Below are 18,924 nucleotides of genomic sequence, written 5' to 3' on the forward strand. Positions count from 1 at the left end.
TTCCTCACATATTTTATCAAAAAAAGAGATGTTCACATAAAGAACACCTCCACACCTATTATAAATTCTCCTCGATTAAAAATTGCACCCGCTGTAACAATCCTTGATCTTCTTCATAAGAGTCACGCACTTTGACCGCTTCTGTTACATAATTCGTAATTAAACCATATACATCTAAACGCATATAATGGTGCATTAAATCTTCTTGATTAACCGTCCATACAAAAATCTTTTTATCCGCTTCATCAGCTCTTTGCTTTAAAGACTTTGTGACAGAGAAATCTTCTAAACTTAAAAAATCAGCTGTAGTATCTGGAATCTCACCAATATTTAAGGCAATAATTTCACTTGTTGCAATTAAGGGGTCTAGCTCCTTCATCTTTTTCAAATGTTTAGGGTCTAACGATTGCACAACATAATCATAAGCCACATCTTTTTCTTGTAAAAGTTTTATCAAATTGGCTTCCATCTCTGGTGACTCATGCCCATAAATTTTTGTTTCGACAAGCAACTTCATGTCTAATTCTTTAGCACGGTCAATATAATCTTCAAATGTTGGTAAGGGCTCTTTAAATTTACCACTTGTTAATGTAACTTGCTCTAACTCAGCGAGCGTCATCTTACCAATGATATCACTTGAACCACCAAGACGACGCAATGTTTTATCATGATAAACAACAAACTTTTTATCTTTTGTTTCTTGAATATCCATTTCAACCATCTCGGCTCCTGCTTTGTGCGCAGCCTCCAAACTAGCAACTGTATTCTCTAATGCAACTGCGGCATAACCACGATGAGCAACAATTTTTGTTAGCGGCTGATATACGGTCTCTTTTAATGTACTAGTATGAATGAAGGCAAAAATGATAAAGCCTGCTGCTAGCAACCAGCGATATTTTTTTGCATATTGTGTTAATGTCATCCCTTGATATGTGCTTACTACTTGCTGTTGGTCACCTCTTTCAATAATGGTTAATGCCTCTGTTAACATAGGTTGTAACAGAGCGCTTAATACAAAGGCAACACCTTGAATCAAGGTAAAACTAATACCTGCTAAAATGGGCAGTTGAATATGGGCATAATGTTCAGCAATAAATAAAGGCGCTAGACTGATTAGCGTAGTACATGTAATAATCAGTGAAAAACTCACTACAATTAACAGCAAGCTCACTACAATTTTTATGACTTTACCTTTTGTGTTTTGCCAACTCAATTTTAATGATTTACGTAGTGATGCCTCTTTGTCTGTTGCAAAGTATAGTAAGGTGAAAATAAAACGCACATTTACATACAATACAAGCAATAAACTGACTAGCACAATAATTGCACCCATTGTTGTGTTCTCTAATTCATCTGTAATAAATTTAGGGATTTGTAGTGAGGCTGTCCAAGAGGTGTTTAATCCTAGCGAAGCAATAGGCAACATAATTGCCATATACACCGTAAATAATAAAAAATGCAAGCTAAAAAACTTTGGCAACTTCGCATTTAAATCACGAATGATCGTGCGAAACGTGAATTTTTCATTCGAACGTTGATACTTTGCTAATAAAAAATAATACCCAAACTCATAAAAAATAAAAAATGTTAATAAAAACAATAAAATCAATAAACAAACTAATGCGAGTGGGCTTGAGAGTAGTTGTACAAGATTTGTGTTGGTAATACTAGATAACCCAGCCATCTCTAACATCGTGTAAAACAAAAATAACACAATAGGCAGTGCGATAAACCAACGAATACTTTGCAATAAGATAAAGCCAAATAAATATTCTTTCGGGTTTGCTGTAATACGTTTCGCACTCATTTGCAATACGGAAAACATCTTCATTATTTTCACCTCAATAGTATTTTACGTGATATATTTTATTTCTATCATACAAAAGAATGCATCAACTAACAGCTTAATTTTACAATAATTTTCAATAATACAAGATAACTTCATTCATATCAGGCATAAAAAAATACCACTGAATAGTTAACTCAGTAGTATTTTTATTGTTCTCAAATGCAATAAAGTGTAAAAAATATTAGACAAATAAGCTTTCACCATTGTATTACAGCTTTGTTTTACTATAAATATATTGTTGAGCACCAAAGCGCTCCACTTGTTTGTCAATAGTCATGCCGATGCTCTCTAATAATCGACAAGATGCACGATTAGCACATTGCGTTTCGGCAATGATTTTATCTACTTTTAATTGCTCAAAAGCATAGTGCAATACCGCTAGGGCACATTGTTTAGCATACCCTTTTCCCCACCACTCTGGCAAAAATTGATAAGACAGCTCGTAATACTCACCATCATGATGTTGGTCTAAACAAATTAAGCCACATGCGGTGTTTGTCTGCTTTTCATAAACTGCCCAGTAATAAGGCATTGTCAAAAACTCTGCATAAATCACTTGGATTTGTGATTTTGTGCGTGTACCACCTAAATAGGCACGCACTTTATCATTTGTATATAATGCATGGATCAGTGCATCATGCGTCGCATCTAAAGATACTAATTTACAATTTTTTGTCGCTAACATATTACACCTCTTTTATTTCGGACTCTTTTGAAAGGCTGTTAACACCATCGTTAATAAGATGGTGAATAGTGTGCCTCCTATTACGTAATGCCAATTAAAAAAGACAATGGTATTGGCAAAATTAGCTACTGTCTCGTAATGCATCATACCAATATTAGAGCCTTCATCTGCTATAGTTCGCATTATTTTTTTAGGATAAAAGAGTGATATATGATAGTAATAAGCACTTGCACCGTAAATCATCAGACGCTCAATAAAACAAGGTAATAACAAACCTAGTGTATAAAATAATGCGGTTTTATTTTTACAAAATACGGCATAATAAATGGCCCCTATCACATAGGGGACTAATATAAGACTTAAACTCAATGCCCTTTTATCATAATCTTCAGCTGCAAAGAAACTTAAACAAATGATCGTATAGGTCGTTGCCATAAAAAGCCAACCTATCATTAATTTTTTCACTGCATCATTTTTTTGTACCAAACAGATGATACATCCTTTCACTAACTCTGTACTTTTCTTACCGTATACTCATATCTTTTAAAGATAGCATGTGTACAAAAATAGCACAAATATTAACAAAAAATTGTACTCACCTTAGGTATCGCACAAATATTTCACACTAAAATAACAACATATCTTTTATCAATGCATGCCTTAGTATGTACATAATGATTCGCATGCCATTTTGATAGCTACAACACTTATAGCTAAACAATAACGGCGAGCCTTACCCCCAATACATAGCTGTGATAAAAAATAACTTACTCGCTGTATAACCAGCTATAGCTGTCATAACTATAAATAAAATAGAAGATAAGCGCTGTTTCTCCTCTTTGATATGCCATAAATATGTATAAAAAAATAAAATATAACAAAGTAAACTCACAACAAAACAAGCAGTCACAACAATACGCGAATTCACTGGCAGTACACTACCACTCCAACTCACAATAAATCCTATCAGAAAAAATATAAACGCTTTACGTTGTCCTTGCACAAATCCCTCTCCCCTCACTACATTTACCTAAATGGAATATCACTACATAATATCATAGATTATTGTATTTATTAGTAATTGTTGCGTGATATGCAACGCCTTATAAACTTATTTGTACAAGGTGTAACGTTTCGTTGCTTGTTGCCCTGTACACCATCCCTTATCGTAAAAGTATACTAACTGGAAGGGAGTACGGTAACCTATGTATCAAGAGACAAAACGAATCAATTATATCGTGTTAATTAGTTTGCTTTGCTTTAACTTTATTTTTATTACAGGGGTGGCTATCGGCATAGTTGCTCTCATTGCAAGTTTATGGATCGTCATTGCTTCTTTTATAGCATCTCCATTGGCACTGCTTAGTTTAATTGCTTTGGATTTGCAGTCGTTTGTATGGTGGGAGTTTATCGGGAGTATTGTATTATTTGCTATTGGCATATTTTTATATCCGATAGCGAAAAAGATGACTACGTTAACTGCAAAAGCAGCCATCTTATACATTAAGATGAACCAACAGGCGATTTACTACTAAAATCGTTAACCTAATTTAAGCATAAAACCCATTCCGACATGACGCTAGGAATGGGTTTTACTTTATTAGGCGCGTAATATTTTATCCATTGCCCTACCTTTACCTAACTCATCTATTAACTTATCTAAATAACGAATCTCTCGCATGATAGGCTCTTCAATGTCTTCAATACGCACGCCACAAATCACACCTGTAATGAGCAAACGTTTAGGATTTAACTGCGGAGCTTGCGCAAAAAAATCTTCAAAACTTGTTTCATTGGCTAAGTGCTCCCTTAATTGTTGCTGATTGTAACCTGTTAGCCACTGCATAATGACATCTACTTCTTGTTGACCTCGCCCTTTCTTTTCTGCCTTTGTTATATAGTGGGGATATACTTTTATAATAGGCATCTTATAAATATTATGCTTTGCCATATAATAACCTCCTATCTTAATTCAATGATACCCTTTAATCACTACATCTAAAGATGGGTAAACTAGGCATCACGTGCATAAAGCAAGGCTTGATGTTGTGGTTATAGCTTACACCTCATACACTTTTAATGAATAAAAAATGTTACTATTTTATCGCTGAATCGTTACATGTACTCGTCCTATAGTTTCAATTACACTTCGTATCTCCCACCATGATAACAGTAATATACTTTTGCTTGTAAATTTTTCACCGTTTGTAATGATTGCTCTGCTGTTTTCAGATCTAAACCGAATTGAAGGTTTGCAACCGTTAATTGCCCTGCTTCATGTACAGCCGCATCACCTGTAATGATACTATTCAGTGCTGGGAAGAATAACGAAATATGCCCTGCTGTATGACCTGGCGTCGCAATAACTTGACAGGCGTCTTGTAAAATCAGATCTAGATGATTTACTGTTTTGTCTACTCTCACATATTCAAGTGACTGTAATTGTTGGACAAACCATTCACCAAAGTCTTTTTGTTCTTTAGGCATATGTGCAAGTATTTCTTGTGCTTGGATTAAACGTTCTGATGGTTGTGCACCACTAATTGATGGCGCTTCAATAGCACTCACTATAATCGTTACATGTGGGTATTTCTCTTTTAAAGCATATAATGAGCCAATATGGTCATCATAATGCGTAATTATTATATGTTGCAACTGCGTTGTGTCATAACTAGCTTCTTGAATAGCCACTTCAATGAATGGTAGAAAATTCGCATAGCCTGCATCAACTAAAATTAACCCTTCTCCTTGTACAATTAATATGGGAGAAATCCAATTTTCTTGACCATTGAATTCAAATTTTATTAGTAATTCTACTAATTCCATTATCACACCTCCCATAATACATTTTTATTTTACTCTAAACTTTACCACCTAGCTATTATGCTCAAAAAATAAACTGTACCATGAGGAGATGAACTCCTCATAATACAGTTTATTCACTAATAGCGCCACAACATTGTACCTGCTTGATAACCAGAGCCCAATGTCCAAAACATAATATAGTCACCCCTTTTAATTTTGCCAGCTTGTATATCTTCATACAAAGCTAAAAATGGGCTGTTATTGCCTGTATAACCATAGCGATCGCCAACATAGCTCACTTTATCTGCAGGTAAGTTTAATGCTTCCTTAATTAAATTAATATTCCTTTTTGACAATTGCGAGAAGCAATATGCCCCTATATCATTTGTTGTTAACTGATGCTTTGCTAACATTTTAGGGATCGAATCAATCGCGAATTTAACACTATCAATGCCATCAAAATTACCCCAATACATATAACTTGCATCTTCTTTTTCACGTACCGTTTTTGCTAATCCCTTTGGTGGGTAAACAATTTCTTCTGTGAAATTTGTATTGGATTGGTAGACAACATCTATTAGCTCACTATCTGAATGATCCTTCTCTAAAATCAATGCTACTGCTGCCTCGCCAAATGTTGGATACGTAACAGGGTTTTCAGGATTCATAATTAAACTATAAAAATCAGAACCTATCACCAAAGCCCTTTTGTTATTTGAAGTTACTAATGTGCGTGTTATTTGCTCTACTCCAATAAACATACCTATACAATTGGCATTTAAATCATAGCACAATGTATCTTCCTTTCCTGCAAGTGCTTCATGAATCATCAGTGCATTGGTAGGTGATAAACGTTCAGGTGTCATGCTAATAAATACAATCATATCTATATCTTCTACTGCTACTTGAGCTTTAGTGAGCACTTCACGTGCTGCCTCTATTGCCATTGTTAAACTATTCTCTTCTGTACCTTTAATTTGATAACGTACTTTCGAACCGATTTTTTCTAATAAGCCTACGATATCCTTATCTTGTTTTTCAAAATGTTGAATAAAATGCTCATTATCTAGTTGATGCGTAGGATGATAAATCGCTAACTCTTTCATACTTACCCCTTTTAACATATCTCCATTACCTCCACAATTACGTTATACTTTATATTTTTATTAACAAATAATGTTAACTATATCAATTTAACATAAAGTACCTTTATAATACAAAATATAACACAAAAGGAATGTTTTTTAATTGTTAAAACTGGATGCTAAAGCCTTCAAATGTATGAATACCCGTTCCAAACCTTATTAAATCCTGCTGACGCAAATAACGAGTGGCTCGTTTGACTTCTTCAAAGATGGCAGGTGTAATCCCCAATGTATGATGTGACCCATAAATCATGGTCACACCTGAGATTTGTGTAATGCGCTCTAAAGAATTCACTAAATCCACTGGGCTTGTTGTAGGGTAAAAGGCATAAATAGGTGTAGTATCATATAATAAATCTCCTGTAAATAAATAGCCTGTTTGCCTATCAAAAATTACGATATGCCCAGGTGAATGACCAGGTGTGTGATAAACTTGCAATGTGCGATTTCCTAATGCAATCTCATCCCCATCATGCAAGACACCTGTTGGTACACCCATAAACGGCGTATACGTAGTTGGATTAAATGTAGCGGGTACAGGTATTGTAATATCTCTAGCTGTATTCGCTCTAATTTGTTCAAGAGATAAACCCACAATACCTGTCTTAAGCCACTCTTCCTCATAAGCATGCACAAATATACGAGTATAAGCTCCGTGACTGCCAATATGATCGGAATGTACATGTGTAGTAATCACATCAATGGGCAGTGACGTTAATTGATCCGTAATACGTTTTAGATTATCAATCCCCAAACCTGTATCAATTAATGCAGCTTTATTTTGTCCGATTAATAAAAAGGAATGCACCTTCTCCCAATGACCTAACTCGCTGATTGCATATGTGTTACGGTCAATTTGGCTTACTGTAAACCATTCATCTTTTAACATAATAACGCCCCCTCTACCATAAACATACACTATTATCGTAGGAGAAGTTAAAAAGGCTTACCAAAGATAAGGAATAAGTTTTTTTGTTTTTTTACGATAGGCAGTAAATTGTGCACCATATTTATGTTGCAGGTAGGCATCCGACTTCGGAATATAACCATAAATAAAGACGAAGCATAAACTAATCGGAATAATAAGGGCATACCAATTATTCGCGAGTAAGGCTAAACCAAACACCCATAAACAATCCCCTAAATAATTAATGTGAATGGCATATTTAAATAAACCACCTGTATATAATTTCCCCTTATTAGCAGGATTATCTTTAAATGGCTTACGCAATAACTCAGAAGCGGTATTTAATACACTCCCACCTATAAATAATACCCAGCCTATTATAATTACAGTGGCATTCGGTATTTGACTACTCATCACAAATAAAATAGGAAAACCTAAGTAATAAATCCCAAACGCCGCACTGTTCATAATAGCTTCTTGCCAACTAATCCCTCTAGGCAGCCAAATAAACATCATCGCTGTTAAGCGTATTGTTGTAATAATTAATGCGATAAATAAGCCTATTGCTACAGCCGTTGGTTCACGCATTATAAATAATACATAATAAGCAATGATTAAATAAATAAGCTCTGCACCAAAGATTAAACACTTTTCTTTTATGGTTGATTGTTGTATACCATACATTGTTCTACACTCCTTTAATAGGAAAATAAACTTCAATCACATGTTGATGTTGAGGTGTTGTATAAGGGTCGGTTTGATAAATCTCAAAAGGTTTACCATTTACTTGGTACGCATTGGTCGCTATCCAAACACGTAACGTAGTATGGATGGCAGGCAAGTCTTCATAATCACCAATTAATGTAGCCATAGCACATAAACCTACATCAAATAATGTCGTTTGTTCAGTTTGTTCTTTTACAGGAATCGCTAATTCAACATCGCTATGTTCAGGCTGATACACCTCACTATGCAAGATCGCCATAGGTTTGGCGATGGGGGTTACTTGTTGAAATACTACCTGGCTAAATAACGCATTAAAATGAGTGAGAAAATCAGCCATATCTATTGATTTACGCTGTGTTATCAAATGGATTGGCAAAGGTGTCACTAAAGTTATGGCGATATCTTGCAAATAATGCATCATATTATTTGTTAACTCAAGTTGTTGTAAGTCACTTGTTAACTTAGTTAACAAAGTCTCGTATGCAGCAATAGCTTCTGTCATTTTGTCATACTGCGCTCTCAGTTGATGCTGTAAAAAATCAGTATCGGTCTGATTGACTAAGATGGCTTTAATTTCCTCAAGTGAAAACATATAACCTTTTAGTCTTGTAATATACAATGCGGTTTCTAGTTGCGTGACATTGTAATAACGATAACCATTAGTAGCATCAATATATGCTGGTTTGAGTAAATCAATCTCATCGTAATAACGCAATGTTTTTAATGTGAGATGTGCTATTTTAGAAAACTCACCAATCGACAACATATTCATCATCTCCTGTGCTGTGATACTTTCACTTTATGGTCTCCTGTAAGGGGAAGGTCAAGCCCTATTGTTTAATTCTTCCCTTATTCATTATGTAGTAATACCTCTGCTTTCTTTATGCCTCATCTATGACGACGTATCATCACTGCAATAGGCACTTGTATACGAACAGGCGAGAATCATAACGCCCATTTTAAAGTAAGCGCTCACTATACAATGGCACTCCTTCACAGTAAAAAAGATGAAGCGATTTTAACATCACTTCATCCTCTGTTTCCTACCATGCCACTAGCGTTAAATGACATTCATTGTAATGGCTTTAACTTATGTCGAATCTCCTGCTCTAATTTTTGAATAAAGACATCTACAGATACGGTCTCTAACGCTTCTTGTTGATGAGCACGTACTGTCACTGTACCTTCTTGCTGCTCCTCATCACCTAACACAAGAATATAAGGTACTTTCTGCATCTTGGCATCTCGTATTTTACGTCCCAACTTCTCATTACGCTGGTCAATTTCCGCTCGGATATTGGCTTGGCATAATGCTTCCTTCACTTGTGTAACATAGGGTAGATGCACATCTGAAACCCCAATAATCTTCACTTGTTGTGGGGCTAACCATAACGGGAACACCCCACCAAAATGTTCAATTAAAATGCCTAAGAAGCGGTCAATTGAGCCAAAGACAGCACGGTGAAGTACAACAGGGCGCACCTTTTCATTTTCTTCATTAATATAAGTTAAATCAAACTTCTCTGGCAGTTGAAAATCTAATTGTATTGTGGCACATTGATGACTACGCTTAATCGCATCTCGTATATGAATGTCGATTTTAGGGCCATAAAAAGCACCATCCCCGTAGTTCACTTTATACGCATATCCTAATTGATTTAACACATGCTCAAGCGCTTCTTCCGCTTGATCCCACAAAGCTAACTCTCCCATATATTCCTCAGGCCTTGTTGATAGCTCAATCTCATATTCAAAGCCAAATACTTGATAGACATGGTCAATAATTTGTAGGGCTAATGCAATTTCATCTTCAATTTGTGCAGGTGTCACAAAAATATGGGCATCGTCTTGGCAAAATGTGCGCACGCGCAATAATCCATTTAAAGCACCACTAAATTCATGACGATGCACTTGACCAAACTCTGCCATCCGAATTGGCAAGTCACGATAAGAATGTAAGCTATTTTTATAAATCAACATATGCCCTGGGCAGTTCATCGGCTTTAAGGCAAAGTTTTGCTGATCCACCTGTGTAAAATACATATTGTCCTTATAATGTTCCCAGTGGCCAGACTGCTCCCACAAGCGTTGATTCATAATACTTGGTGTACGCACTTCTTGATAATCATACTTCGCTTGTAACTCTCTTAAAAAAGACTCTAAGTTGTTACGGATGATTTGCCCATTGGCTAAATAAAATGGCATACCAGGTGCCTCTTCAGAGAACATAAATAATTGCAGTTCTTTACCTAGCTTGCGATGATTGCGCTTTTCAGCTTCTTCAAGAAAAACAAAGTAATCATCCATCTCCTCTTTTGTAGCAAAAGCTACACCATAAATGCGCTGTAACATATCATTATTACTATCGCCACGCCAATACGCCCCTGAAATTGTTGTTAACGTAAAATGCTTTACTTTATTGGTAGAGGGAACATGTGGCCCTCGACATAAATCCACAAACTCGCCTTGGGTATAAATCGTAACACGCTCATCAATTGGAATAGATGCTAGTAATTCTAACTTCAACTTGTCATGGGCGAAAATTTGTTGCGCCTCTTGTCGAGTTACTTCCTTTCTGTTCACTGTGTGATTTTCATTTACAATTCGCTTCATTTCACGTTCGATTTTCTTTAAGTCCTCTGGTACAAGTGTATGACGCATTGCAACATCATAATAAAAGCCATTTTCAATAACAGGGCCAACACCTAACTGCACATCTGGATATAATCGTTTAATCGCCTGCGCTAAGAGATGCGCTGCTGAGTGGCGTAATACCTGTAAACCTTCATCGGATGAAGCATCATAAAGTGCGATTTGTGCATGCTCTTGAATAGGTTGTGTCAAATCGGTTGTTGTTGTATTTACACTTCCTACAATTGATTTTTTAGCTAAACTCGGACTGATTGACTGTGCAATTTCGCTTAGTGTAATACCTTTAGCAAAGCTCTTTTGCTCACCATTCGGAAATTGAATGATTACATTTTGATTTGACATATTACCTCTCCTTTTCTTTTTTGGCAAATAAAAAAAGCACACACGCATCCGCAAAGGGACGAATATATGCTTGAACACCCGTGGTACCACCCAAATTTCTACTGCATAGAGCAGTAGCTTATCAGTACAGATAACGTCTGTATACGTCACTAATTTCTTAGTGCAGCTCCAAGGGAGTAAATCGCATTGTCCAAACAGGAAACTTTCAGCCGGTGATTTCCCTCTCTTTTGTTCTTCACTAAAACGATTCATATCCTTTTCATTGCTTTTACCATTCAAATTATTTTATTTATTTAAATTATTACTCAATTTATCTTATTATTCATTTTATGTCAACATCATTTTTCAAAACTACAAATGCAAAGCCTAGTAATGTGTGATGTAATGTTTACCCCATTATCCTTTCATGTCTATTAATCATCAGCCATTTTACTTTCTATTGTTATATTTTTATTTCTATATCAATCAATTCTGCCTAGCTCTTACATACTTTGAACTTAGCATCATTAGTTGATTATTGTAAACATCTAGTTTGGTCTAGTAACAACTACAATATGCGGTTTGCTTAGAGCATTTAACCTAACTTATCTATTGTTCCAACTCTCTATTCATTTTAAGTCAGCGATATCATTATCAAACAATTTAATTAACTACTATGAATAGTTGATATCTATGTTTCATTGCAACATAGGTATCTCTCATGTATGATATGTTTATGGATAATAATAACGAAAAATGGTTGAATCAACTAAAAAAAGGAATGTTAGAACTCAGTGTATTACTCATCTTAAAGAAAGGAGATTCTTATGGTTATGAAATTGTAAAAACGATGAATCAATTAGAGGCGTTTACAATTTCTCAAGCAGCCATCTACCCTGTGTTAAAAAGATTACTCACTGCACAATACATCACCTCTTACTGGGTGGAAGTCGAAAATAATCCTGCACGCAAATACTATAAAATCACAGAAGAAGGAATCTCACTATTAACACAGAGGATGGTAGATTATGAAAGTCTTTATACTGCTATTCAATTTTTAGATAAGGAGTTGTAAGTTATGAATAAAATAGATAACTACTTTCAAGACTTCGAACATTACCTTACCCCGTTACCTAAAACAGAAAAACAGAATATCGTGAATGAATTAAAAGATCATTTCTTATCAATGATTAACGATGAAATGCAGCAAGGATTAGCAGAAAACGTAGCCATTGAAAAAGTAATCGATGAATTTCCTCCCCCTAAAGAACATGCTAAACAATACATATCAATGCATACTGAACCGCTATATGATGTACAAGTTGATTTTGGCTTTCGGTACATGCTCGCCTTAGCGATTATGGGGTTGGCCGAAATGGCTTTACTCTTTGTTAAAGATGAGTTGCACTTTATATTAGCAGCCATTGGTTTTATTATGTTTATCGCAGGCAATAACTTAGTATTTCGTAAGTCGCATTGGAATCGAGACAATATTAAACAGCTTTACTGAGGTATTGCTGCTTCATGGATTTTGTTAGCTATGACATTCTTTTTCTTCTTCCGTAGAAACATTGTTGATCTAACATCCCTATGCTATCTTATTTTTGTTACCTTACTTATCACCATTCAATTTTTCATTTTATATCGTTTACTTAAAACGAAAAATTATAATATATAAAAAGCAAGTTTTGACTGTCATCAAAACTCGCTTTCAAGAGTAATAATTCTTTTATGGCGATGAGCTAACGTTAAATCATGAGTCACTGTAAGAATCGTAGTATTATACACTTGATTCATCTCAAGAGGAAATGTAATAGAATGCTGTTAGACAAATATATTTTCTCATTACACATGTACTTCCAGTAAGTTAATTGTTATATTTTCATTACAATTATTTAACATTTGATTTTTTTGTAAAAAACACTTGCTTTTTACTGACAAAAAATAGATTATATAATAATAACACCCAAATACAATTTAAGGAGACTAAAATATGAAAAAAATTTTTTTAACCTCTTTCTTTACTTTATTTATTGCTTTAACTTTAGCCTCAAATACTTCAGCTCAAGAAATCCCAGAATGGTTTATTGATATTCATCAGGATTCAATAAACAAACAAAATGAAAGTTACACAACAAAAACAATCGAGTCAAAACAATTAAAAAATCAAGAAGACTCTAATACATATTTATTTTTGCATAACAATGGTGAATCATTAGATCAGTCTAAAATAAATGATTTCATAGATGGAAATGTAAGTCTTGAAGAAACAGAGGATTTTAATGTTTTAGGCGTTAGTAAATATACAGAAAATAATGTAATACATACAGATTTTGTATTATCTAATTTAGATTCTGAGAAGTATGAAGACATTGTTGATTCAGCTTTGGCACAAGCTTATGAAACTTATGATTCCAACACACGGGTTAGTGCACTGAGAGCAACACCAAGAGATCATGTTGATTCACATACTTTTAGAATACATGATCGTAACACTTTAGCTGGGATATATACAAGTAATGTTGATTATTTATATAAAGGTGAAAAAGTACTAAATGGTAGAAATGTTTCAATTTGGGATGTGAAATACTTCAATCAATCCCTAAAAATAGTTATCAAACTAGAGAAATAATCACAAGATTTTCTGTAAAAGATTGGGCAAACCAAACATTAAGATCCTATGGTCCATTTTCATCTAGTAGTAATGCATCAGTTACAGTTGGTCTAAGTGGGTTCACACCAAATGTTTCATGGACATTTAATTTATATTCCTCATCAGTTAAAGACGACAGTAGTTTAAGTGAAAAATATGCAAGATGGATTTTTAAACTCCCATTAGGTACAAGTACTGCTAAGAATACTTTTGTCATGAAACCAGGAGCTCGTATTACAAACGCTGTAGGACAAGTGGGCTTCAAATCCACTCACAATATTGACTATTATAAAAATTTAAATAGTCAAAAAGTCTATAATACTGGTTCCCTTACTAGATATTTAAATGACCGTTAAAGTAAACAAACTCTAAAATAGGTAACTTATAAGTCACCTATTTTAAAATTAATTGCGAATCAAACAATCCTTTTTCTAAAAGAATTTTTAAAGCCGAGGAGGAAATATCGTGTCATATAATGCAATTCTTTTCGCATGTGTCGCAGGTGTATTATCATTCATTCTAATGGTTGCAATTAATTCAATAAATCCAATCTTACTAACTAACATATTGTTAGGAGCTATTGTTGGAACATTAATAGACCAAAAAAAACGCTAAACTATCAGGCTCGTTTATTGAAGGATCTTCAGTGACTGGAAATATATTAACATAACATTGAAAATGGTTGGTTAAAAGGCAAGAGCATATTGTAAAGTTGGCAAATTTGATTTCTCGATGAGATACTCTAGAAAAATTTGAAGGTATTATATATATGGCTAATTTGGATAGTAGTATATAATTATATGAACTTACCACACTTCATTCAAATTTTTATAATTCGGCAGTAGACCCAAGTGAGCAAAGAATGTAATCCACTTACTTTTTCTGCTTTAGAAAGAAATACTGCTAATAACTTTTTTCTATATCATATTTATTATAGATTTAGTATCCACCATAAATTATTACCTCTACAAAACCTTCTACATGTAAGGCATAATCATAATTGGCATCTAGATACTCATATATTTCTCTTGAGTCTTCAAGCTCTATTTGGTTAAAGTCTGTTGTGCTGTTGGGATCTAAATTTGCCATAAAAATATCTTCTTGGTTTATCGCTTCTATTTGTTGATAACCTTGATAAGTTGAAATAATCGAACGAGTTGTGGTAAATGTAAGAAAGTGAGCTAACAGAAGTAAAATCATTATTCCTAAAACAAAAAGCCATTTCCTTAAAAAGACTTGCGTAATGAAAAATCGAAAAATCCTCATTCTTCTTTCACCTGCCCAACACTGCATATTATGTATATTATGAAAATACCAAATAAGTAGAGGTTGCTTGTTACTTGTAATTCTAAATAAGAACTTAATAAAAGAGATAATAAAAAACTACATATCAAAATAGTTAGATGATGTAACACGTATCTCACTTTAATGCGGAACATGCTATCTCCTACAAGGAATCTACAGGATACCTCTGTCTTTTTACGGACTAAAAATTGATAATGAAATAGAATTATCATAAAGGTGAGACCAATATTGATAAAAAGTTGAAAATCTAAAAGACTTGCGATAAACGAGGCTAACATAAAAGAATCTTTTAATGCTAAATGGCTTACATAGATTAATATTAGATTTACACTGAAACAAATAAAGTACATAATAGCTATTTCTAAGACATCTATCCTTCTGAACAACGAATATTTCATATGTGCCTCCTTATGCGAATCCTCACTATTTTCCATTATATGCTTTTAATGAATAGTAATTACATAGATAGACGCCAAAGAAATAAAAGAGTTCATTCATTTTTTACTAACTTTCAATTCAAAGAACGACGTTTATCTTAATACTATCTATATGAAGTGTGATAATAATTAGATCACTACATTATTTTTAAACAACTTTATTATTCAAACATAGTTATTACGTTTTTTTTCCTTTTTTATCTTAAGTTTTTAAATTTGTTTAAAACCTATTTTCAAGTTTATTTGGATTTTATGATAGAATAACACTCAAATAAAGAGGTAATTAGAGTACTGAGTTACATTGAATATAAGAAAGATAATAAATAATTAATGGACGTAATCTATACTCTAAAACATTAGTTAGTAATGTAATTCAGATTAATTCTTCATCAAATACTGGTGGTAATTGAGTGTCAGCGGATAAACATTTTAATACAGAAAAAAACGTATTCGCTTATCACTCAATAGAATTGGCAATGGCAAAATGATTTTACGAGAGAAGTCCATAGTATTTTTACATAATATAATCTATCTAAAGAATGAGGTTTTAAAATTGAGGAATTTTTATTTAAATAGAATAATTAATTTAAATACAGTGGAAGCATATTTTTTGAGAGAGGGATACTTAATTTCACCTGAATATTGTATGATACTGATTGATTATAAACGTCCTAGTACGATTGAGGATTTCCCTCATCTGAAAAATATTAATGGTATTCCAGAAGATGAATTCGGGGATGATAATTTTATAAAAGCGGTTGTTGTTTCCTCGAAGGAAGTTACTCAAGAAACTTATGATCAATTATGCACAGTAGCTGGCGGATTTTTAGAGGATAAAGAAGAATGTCGATGGAGTTTTGTTATTGAAATTGATGCCGATTTTAAACAAAAAAATAATTTGAATGATATTTTCTCATTACTTCAAAAAATATTAAAAAAACATCAATATCCTTTAAATATTGAAAATATTCCTGAAGAAAAATTCAATTTCTTGTCCCAAGAATAAATGATGTGTTTTGAGATAGTAGCCTTTTCTACACACTCTTATTTCCGTAAATTTTTTAGAAGAGTTAAATAGTAAGCTTTTTAGATTTGCCTTTGGAAAAAATGCGCGAGCTGCGGAAATGATTTTTTTTCGCAACTGGCGCTTTTTTCTCTCTTCTCTACAACACACCCCATTAAAGCCTATTCAAAATGAAAATAGAAACATGACTGTACATAATAAAGTTTTATTAGCTGAATTGGATCAGATTGAAAGTAGAATATGCAAAAGATCTATAAAAACAGATCTAATTATAATGGTAAAAAATACCTTTTCGTTATTTTCCAATTAAATCAAAGTTAATTTTTGATATACAACAAAATCTGATTGGAGCCATTTTTAATTATAAATGCCTTAGTTTTGAAACTGCAAATAAAAATCAGATTAAAAGTAGAGGTAGTGTTCGCTAACTACCTTTCTTCTTTATTAGCATTTAAGGAATTGATATGTGCAAATGATGTATATATTGGTCATCTTTTTGCGTCCAGCGATTAGTAAAGGTTTTGCAAGTACCTTTTTATAACTAATAATAATTACTTTTATTTGTTAGGATTGTAAAAAAAATTATCAATTTGAAATTTTACTAGATTTTCACTATGATATAAACTAATATTAGTAAGAAATGTATAATTAATGGGAGGTTTTATTAGTGTCTGCTTTAGTAAAGTGTAAAGTATGTAGTAAAGAAATTGCAAAAGGGGTAAAGATCAGAGAAATTGGTTTATGCAACATAAGATATTAACATTTTTAGGAGCTATTATTATTTTAGTTATTTTAGGTAATGTCGTTGGTGGAGATAAAGTTGATAAAAAGGAAGTTAATTCTAGTAGTGATAAATCTTTAACTTCTAGCGATAATAAAAACAAAGATGAATCAACAGAGGAATCTTATCAAATTGGTGATACAGTTAATACTAAAAATATGGAAATTACAGTTTCTAAATTTGAGGAGTTAGAACAAATAGGTGATCCTGATTTCTTAGGTAAAATAGCTCCAGAGGGTGCTACTTTAGTAGCTATTCAATATACCATGAAAAATGTATCAGATGATCCAATTGGTGTGTTTAGTTATCCTTCAATTAATCTAGTAGATGAAAAAGGTACGAAGTATAAGGACGACATTGAAGCTAGTAGTGCATATGCTACCGAAACAAAAGTTGATAACTCTAAAGTGTTGTCCGATTTGAATCCTGGTATTACTGTTACTGGTGTAGATGTATATGAGGTCTCAAAAGAAAAATTTAGTGAAGGTGAATGGTATATTAAAATTGGTGATTCAAAAGTAAAGATTAAATAACAAGCTCTGTTAAATGAATTAATATAACAAGATACGAGATATTATTCTCGTGTCTTTTTCTTTTGATTTTTAATTGTAAGGTATGAATTTATGAGTAAAAGTATCTTTTGATAGTTTAGAAATTTAAGTAGTTTGTTGTTTTGAAACAATGTAAGAATAGATAATAGAAATCACAGCAGTGATACCAATACTCGTTAATACAATAACCTCTAAGGATTGGGGGGAAATAAATGCAAATGACAGTATTAATAGACCGGCTAACATTAATAACTTAGCTGCAAAACGATTTGATTTGCGCCAAACACCTTCATCCTTTAATGTCCAAGGGAGACGCAATCCATAAGCTAAATTTATTTTGGTCTTTTGCATGAAATTAGCTAATACTATTGTCACCAAACCTACCAAAGCTCCAATAACTACATTGAAATCATAGTTAACATTTGTACTGTTTGAAATTATAATCACTTGTAAAATTAGTAGCATTATACTTGAAAAGTTAGTCATGTGTTTAACTGTTTTGTTTGAGTCAGCTGATTGAGATTTTCTTAGAAATATAAATGTAGAGGTAATCACTATTAATATGAACAATGGCAAAATCCAAATTAATAAATCAGGTTTAATTATGCCATTAACAATAGTTAAATTTGATGGAATACTTAAATCCAATTTAAATTGAGAAATAATGGCTAATACTATTGAAATAAAGAATATACCTAACGAACTAAATAACTTCATAATGTAGTCCTCCCTATTTTTTAAATTTAAATAACCAAATTAGTAAATTTTGAATAACTGTAGAATTAATTGTGAAGTAAACGTATTGTCCCTTTTTCTCTGAAATTACAAGATTAGCATTAAGAAGTATGCCTAAATGATGTGAAATACTAGGCTTACTGATTGTAAAATGTTTTGCTATTTCACCAGCATTTAAAGTTTGTTTTTGTAAGAGCATAAGAATTTCACGGCGCGTTGGATCAGAGAGCGCTTTAAATAAATCATTATTCAATAACTATCACCTCCTGTTAGATAATTCGATAATTATCTAATTAGTAAAGAAAAAATATTTTTATCATTGGATTATTCCCTATAATTAACTATAAT

The 18,924-nt window shown here is 33.0% G+C and carries 20 protein-coding genes and 1 pseudogene; 6 read left to right on the top strand and 15 right to left on the bottom strand.

What is annotated here, in order from left to right; genetic code table 11:
- Positions 1-58: 58 nt before the first annotated feature.
- From IEW44_RS10565 to IEW44_RS10580, 4 genes are all read right to left on the bottom strand, one after another.
- Entirely contained in the window at positions 59-1,831 is a 1,773-nt protein-coding gene (locus IEW44_RS10565) for a glycerophosphoryl diester phosphodiesterase membrane domain-containing protein (RefSeq protein WP_188615018.1), read from the bottom strand.
- A 226-nt stretch (positions 1,832-2,057) separates the two neighbouring features.
- A complete protein-coding gene (locus tag IEW44_RS10570) occupies positions 2,058-2,534 on the bottom strand; it encodes a GNAT family N-acetyltransferase (protein WP_188615019.1) in 477 nt (158 codons plus the stop codon).
- Between the two features lie 12 nt (positions 2,535-2,546).
- A complete protein-coding gene (locus IEW44_RS10575; protein ID WP_188615020.1) occupies positions 2,547-3,020 on the bottom strand; it encodes a hypothetical protein in 474 nt (157 codons plus the stop codon).
- Positions 3,021-3,267: 247 nt separating this feature from the next.
- Entirely contained in the window at positions 3,268-3,537 is a 270-nt protein-coding gene (locus IEW44_RS10580; RefSeq protein WP_188615021.1) for a hypothetical protein, read from the bottom strand.
- Between the two features lie 202 nt (positions 3,538-3,739).
- Between IEW44_RS10580 and IEW44_RS10585 the strand changes: the two genes are divergently transcribed.
- Positions 3,740-4,069, top strand: a complete 330-nt coding sequence (locus IEW44_RS10585) for a DUF1700 domain-containing protein (RefSeq protein ID WP_188615022.1) — start codon at positions 3,740-3,742, stop codon at positions 4,067-4,069.
- 65 nt (positions 4,070-4,134) lie between these two features.
- Here the strand turns inward: IEW44_RS10585 and IEW44_RS10590 are convergent, their stop codons facing one another.
- The 7 genes from IEW44_RS10590 to thrS all read right to left on the bottom strand — a co-directional run bounded on the left by IEW44_RS10590 (position 4,135) and on the right by thrS (position 11,111).
- Positions 4,135-4,485 (bottom strand): DUF2200 domain-containing protein, encoded by a 351-nt coding sequence (locus tag IEW44_RS10590; protein ID WP_188615023.1) that lies wholly within the window; start codon positions 4,483-4,485, stop codon positions 4,135-4,137.
- A gap of 191 nt (positions 4,486-4,676) precedes the next feature.
- A complete protein-coding gene (locus IEW44_RS10595; protein ID WP_188615024.1) occupies positions 4,677-5,360 on the bottom strand; it encodes an MBL fold metallo-hydrolase in 684 nt (227 codons plus the stop codon).
- Between the two features lie 116 nt (positions 5,361-5,476).
- A complete protein-coding gene (locus IEW44_RS10600) occupies positions 5,477-6,463 on the bottom strand; it encodes a ketoacyl-ACP synthase III (protein ID WP_188615025.1) in 987 nt (328 codons plus the stop codon).
- Positions 6,464-6,590: 127 nt separating this feature from the next.
- Positions 6,591-7,373, bottom strand: a complete 783-nt coding sequence (locus IEW44_RS10605) for an MBL fold metallo-hydrolase (RefSeq protein ID WP_188615026.1) — start codon at positions 7,371-7,373, stop codon at positions 6,591-6,593.
- A 57-nt stretch (positions 7,374-7,430) separates the two neighbouring features.
- Complete coding sequence (locus IEW44_RS10610) at positions 7,431-8,075, bottom strand: methyltransferase family protein (protein ID WP_188615027.1); 645 nt, start codon at positions 8,073-8,075, stop codon at positions 7,431-7,433.
- A gap of 4 nt (positions 8,076-8,079) precedes the next feature.
- The gene (locus IEW44_RS10615; protein WP_188615028.1) at positions 8,080-8,883 is read right to left on the bottom strand and encodes a MerR family transcriptional regulator; all 804 of its coding nucleotides are present in this window, start codon (positions 8,881-8,883) and stop codon (positions 8,080-8,082) included.
- 305 nt (positions 8,884-9,188) lie between these two features.
- Complete coding sequence (gene thrS, locus IEW44_RS10620) at positions 9,189-11,111, bottom strand: threonine--tRNA ligase (protein WP_188615029.1); 1,923 nt, start codon at positions 11,109-11,111, stop codon at positions 9,189-9,191.
- A gap of 715 nt (positions 11,112-11,826) precedes the next feature.
- On the opposite strand from thrS, the gene IEW44_RS10625 reads away from it, so the two are divergent.
- The 3 genes from IEW44_RS10625 (at position 11,827) to IEW44_RS10635 (ending at position 13,722) form a co-directional block, all read left to right on the top strand.
- On the top strand, positions 11,827-12,165 hold the full coding sequence (locus IEW44_RS10625) for a PadR family transcriptional regulator (protein WP_188615030.1): 339 nt from the start codon (positions 11,827-11,829) through the stop codon (positions 12,163-12,165).
- Between the two features lie 3 nt (positions 12,166-12,168).
- Entirely contained in the window at positions 12,169-12,600 is a 432-nt protein-coding gene (locus IEW44_RS10630; protein WP_188615031.1) for an HAAS signaling domain-containing protein, read from the top strand.
- A gap of 483 nt (positions 12,601-13,083) precedes the next feature.
- Positions 13,084-13,722, top strand: coding sequence for a hypothetical protein (locus IEW44_RS10635; RefSeq protein WP_188615032.1), 639 nt, complete (start codon positions 13,084-13,086; stop codon positions 13,720-13,722).
- A 46-nt stretch (positions 13,723-13,768) separates the two neighbouring features.
- On the opposite strand, the gene IEW44_RS10640 is transcribed toward IEW44_RS10635, so the two are convergent.
- Positions 13,769-13,960, bottom strand: coding sequence for a hypothetical protein (locus IEW44_RS10640; RefSeq protein ID WP_188615033.1), 192 nt, complete (start codon positions 13,958-13,960; stop codon positions 13,769-13,771).
- A 722-nt stretch (positions 13,961-14,682) separates the two neighbouring features.
- A complete protein-coding gene (locus tag IEW44_RS10645; RefSeq protein WP_188615034.1) occupies positions 14,683-15,009 on the bottom strand; it encodes a hypothetical protein in 327 nt (108 codons plus the stop codon).
- 1,029 nt (positions 15,010-16,038) lie between these two features.
- On the opposite strand from IEW44_RS10645, the gene IEW44_RS10650 reads away from it, so the two are divergent.
- Positions 16,039-16,491: a hypothetical protein gene (locus IEW44_RS10650; RefSeq protein WP_188615035.1), complete on the top strand. Its 453-nt coding sequence runs from the start codon at positions 16,039-16,041 to the stop codon at positions 16,489-16,491.
- A gap of 685 nt (positions 16,492-17,176) precedes the next feature.
- Positions 17,177-17,823 (top strand): annotated as a pseudogene (locus IEW44_RS10655) (DUF4352 domain-containing protein).
- Positions 17,824-17,946: 123 nt separating this feature from the next.
- On the opposite strand, the gene IEW44_RS10660 reads toward IEW44_RS10655, so the two are convergent.
- Positions 17,947-18,558, bottom strand: a complete 612-nt coding sequence (locus IEW44_RS10660; RefSeq protein ID WP_188615037.1) for an SdpI family protein — start codon at positions 18,556-18,558, stop codon at positions 17,947-17,949.
- Between the two features lie 13 nt (positions 18,559-18,571).
- Complete coding sequence (locus IEW44_RS10665) at positions 18,572-18,829, bottom strand: autorepressor SdpR family transcription factor (protein ID WP_188615038.1); 258 nt, start codon at positions 18,827-18,829, stop codon at positions 18,572-18,574.
- Positions 18,830-18,924: the final 95 nt, after the last annotated feature.

The organism is Lysinibacillus alkalisoli, from assembly GCF_014643595.1.
Classification (GTDB): Bacteria; Bacillota; Bacilli; order Bacillales_A; family Planococcaceae; genus Metalysinibacillus; species Metalysinibacillus alkalisoli.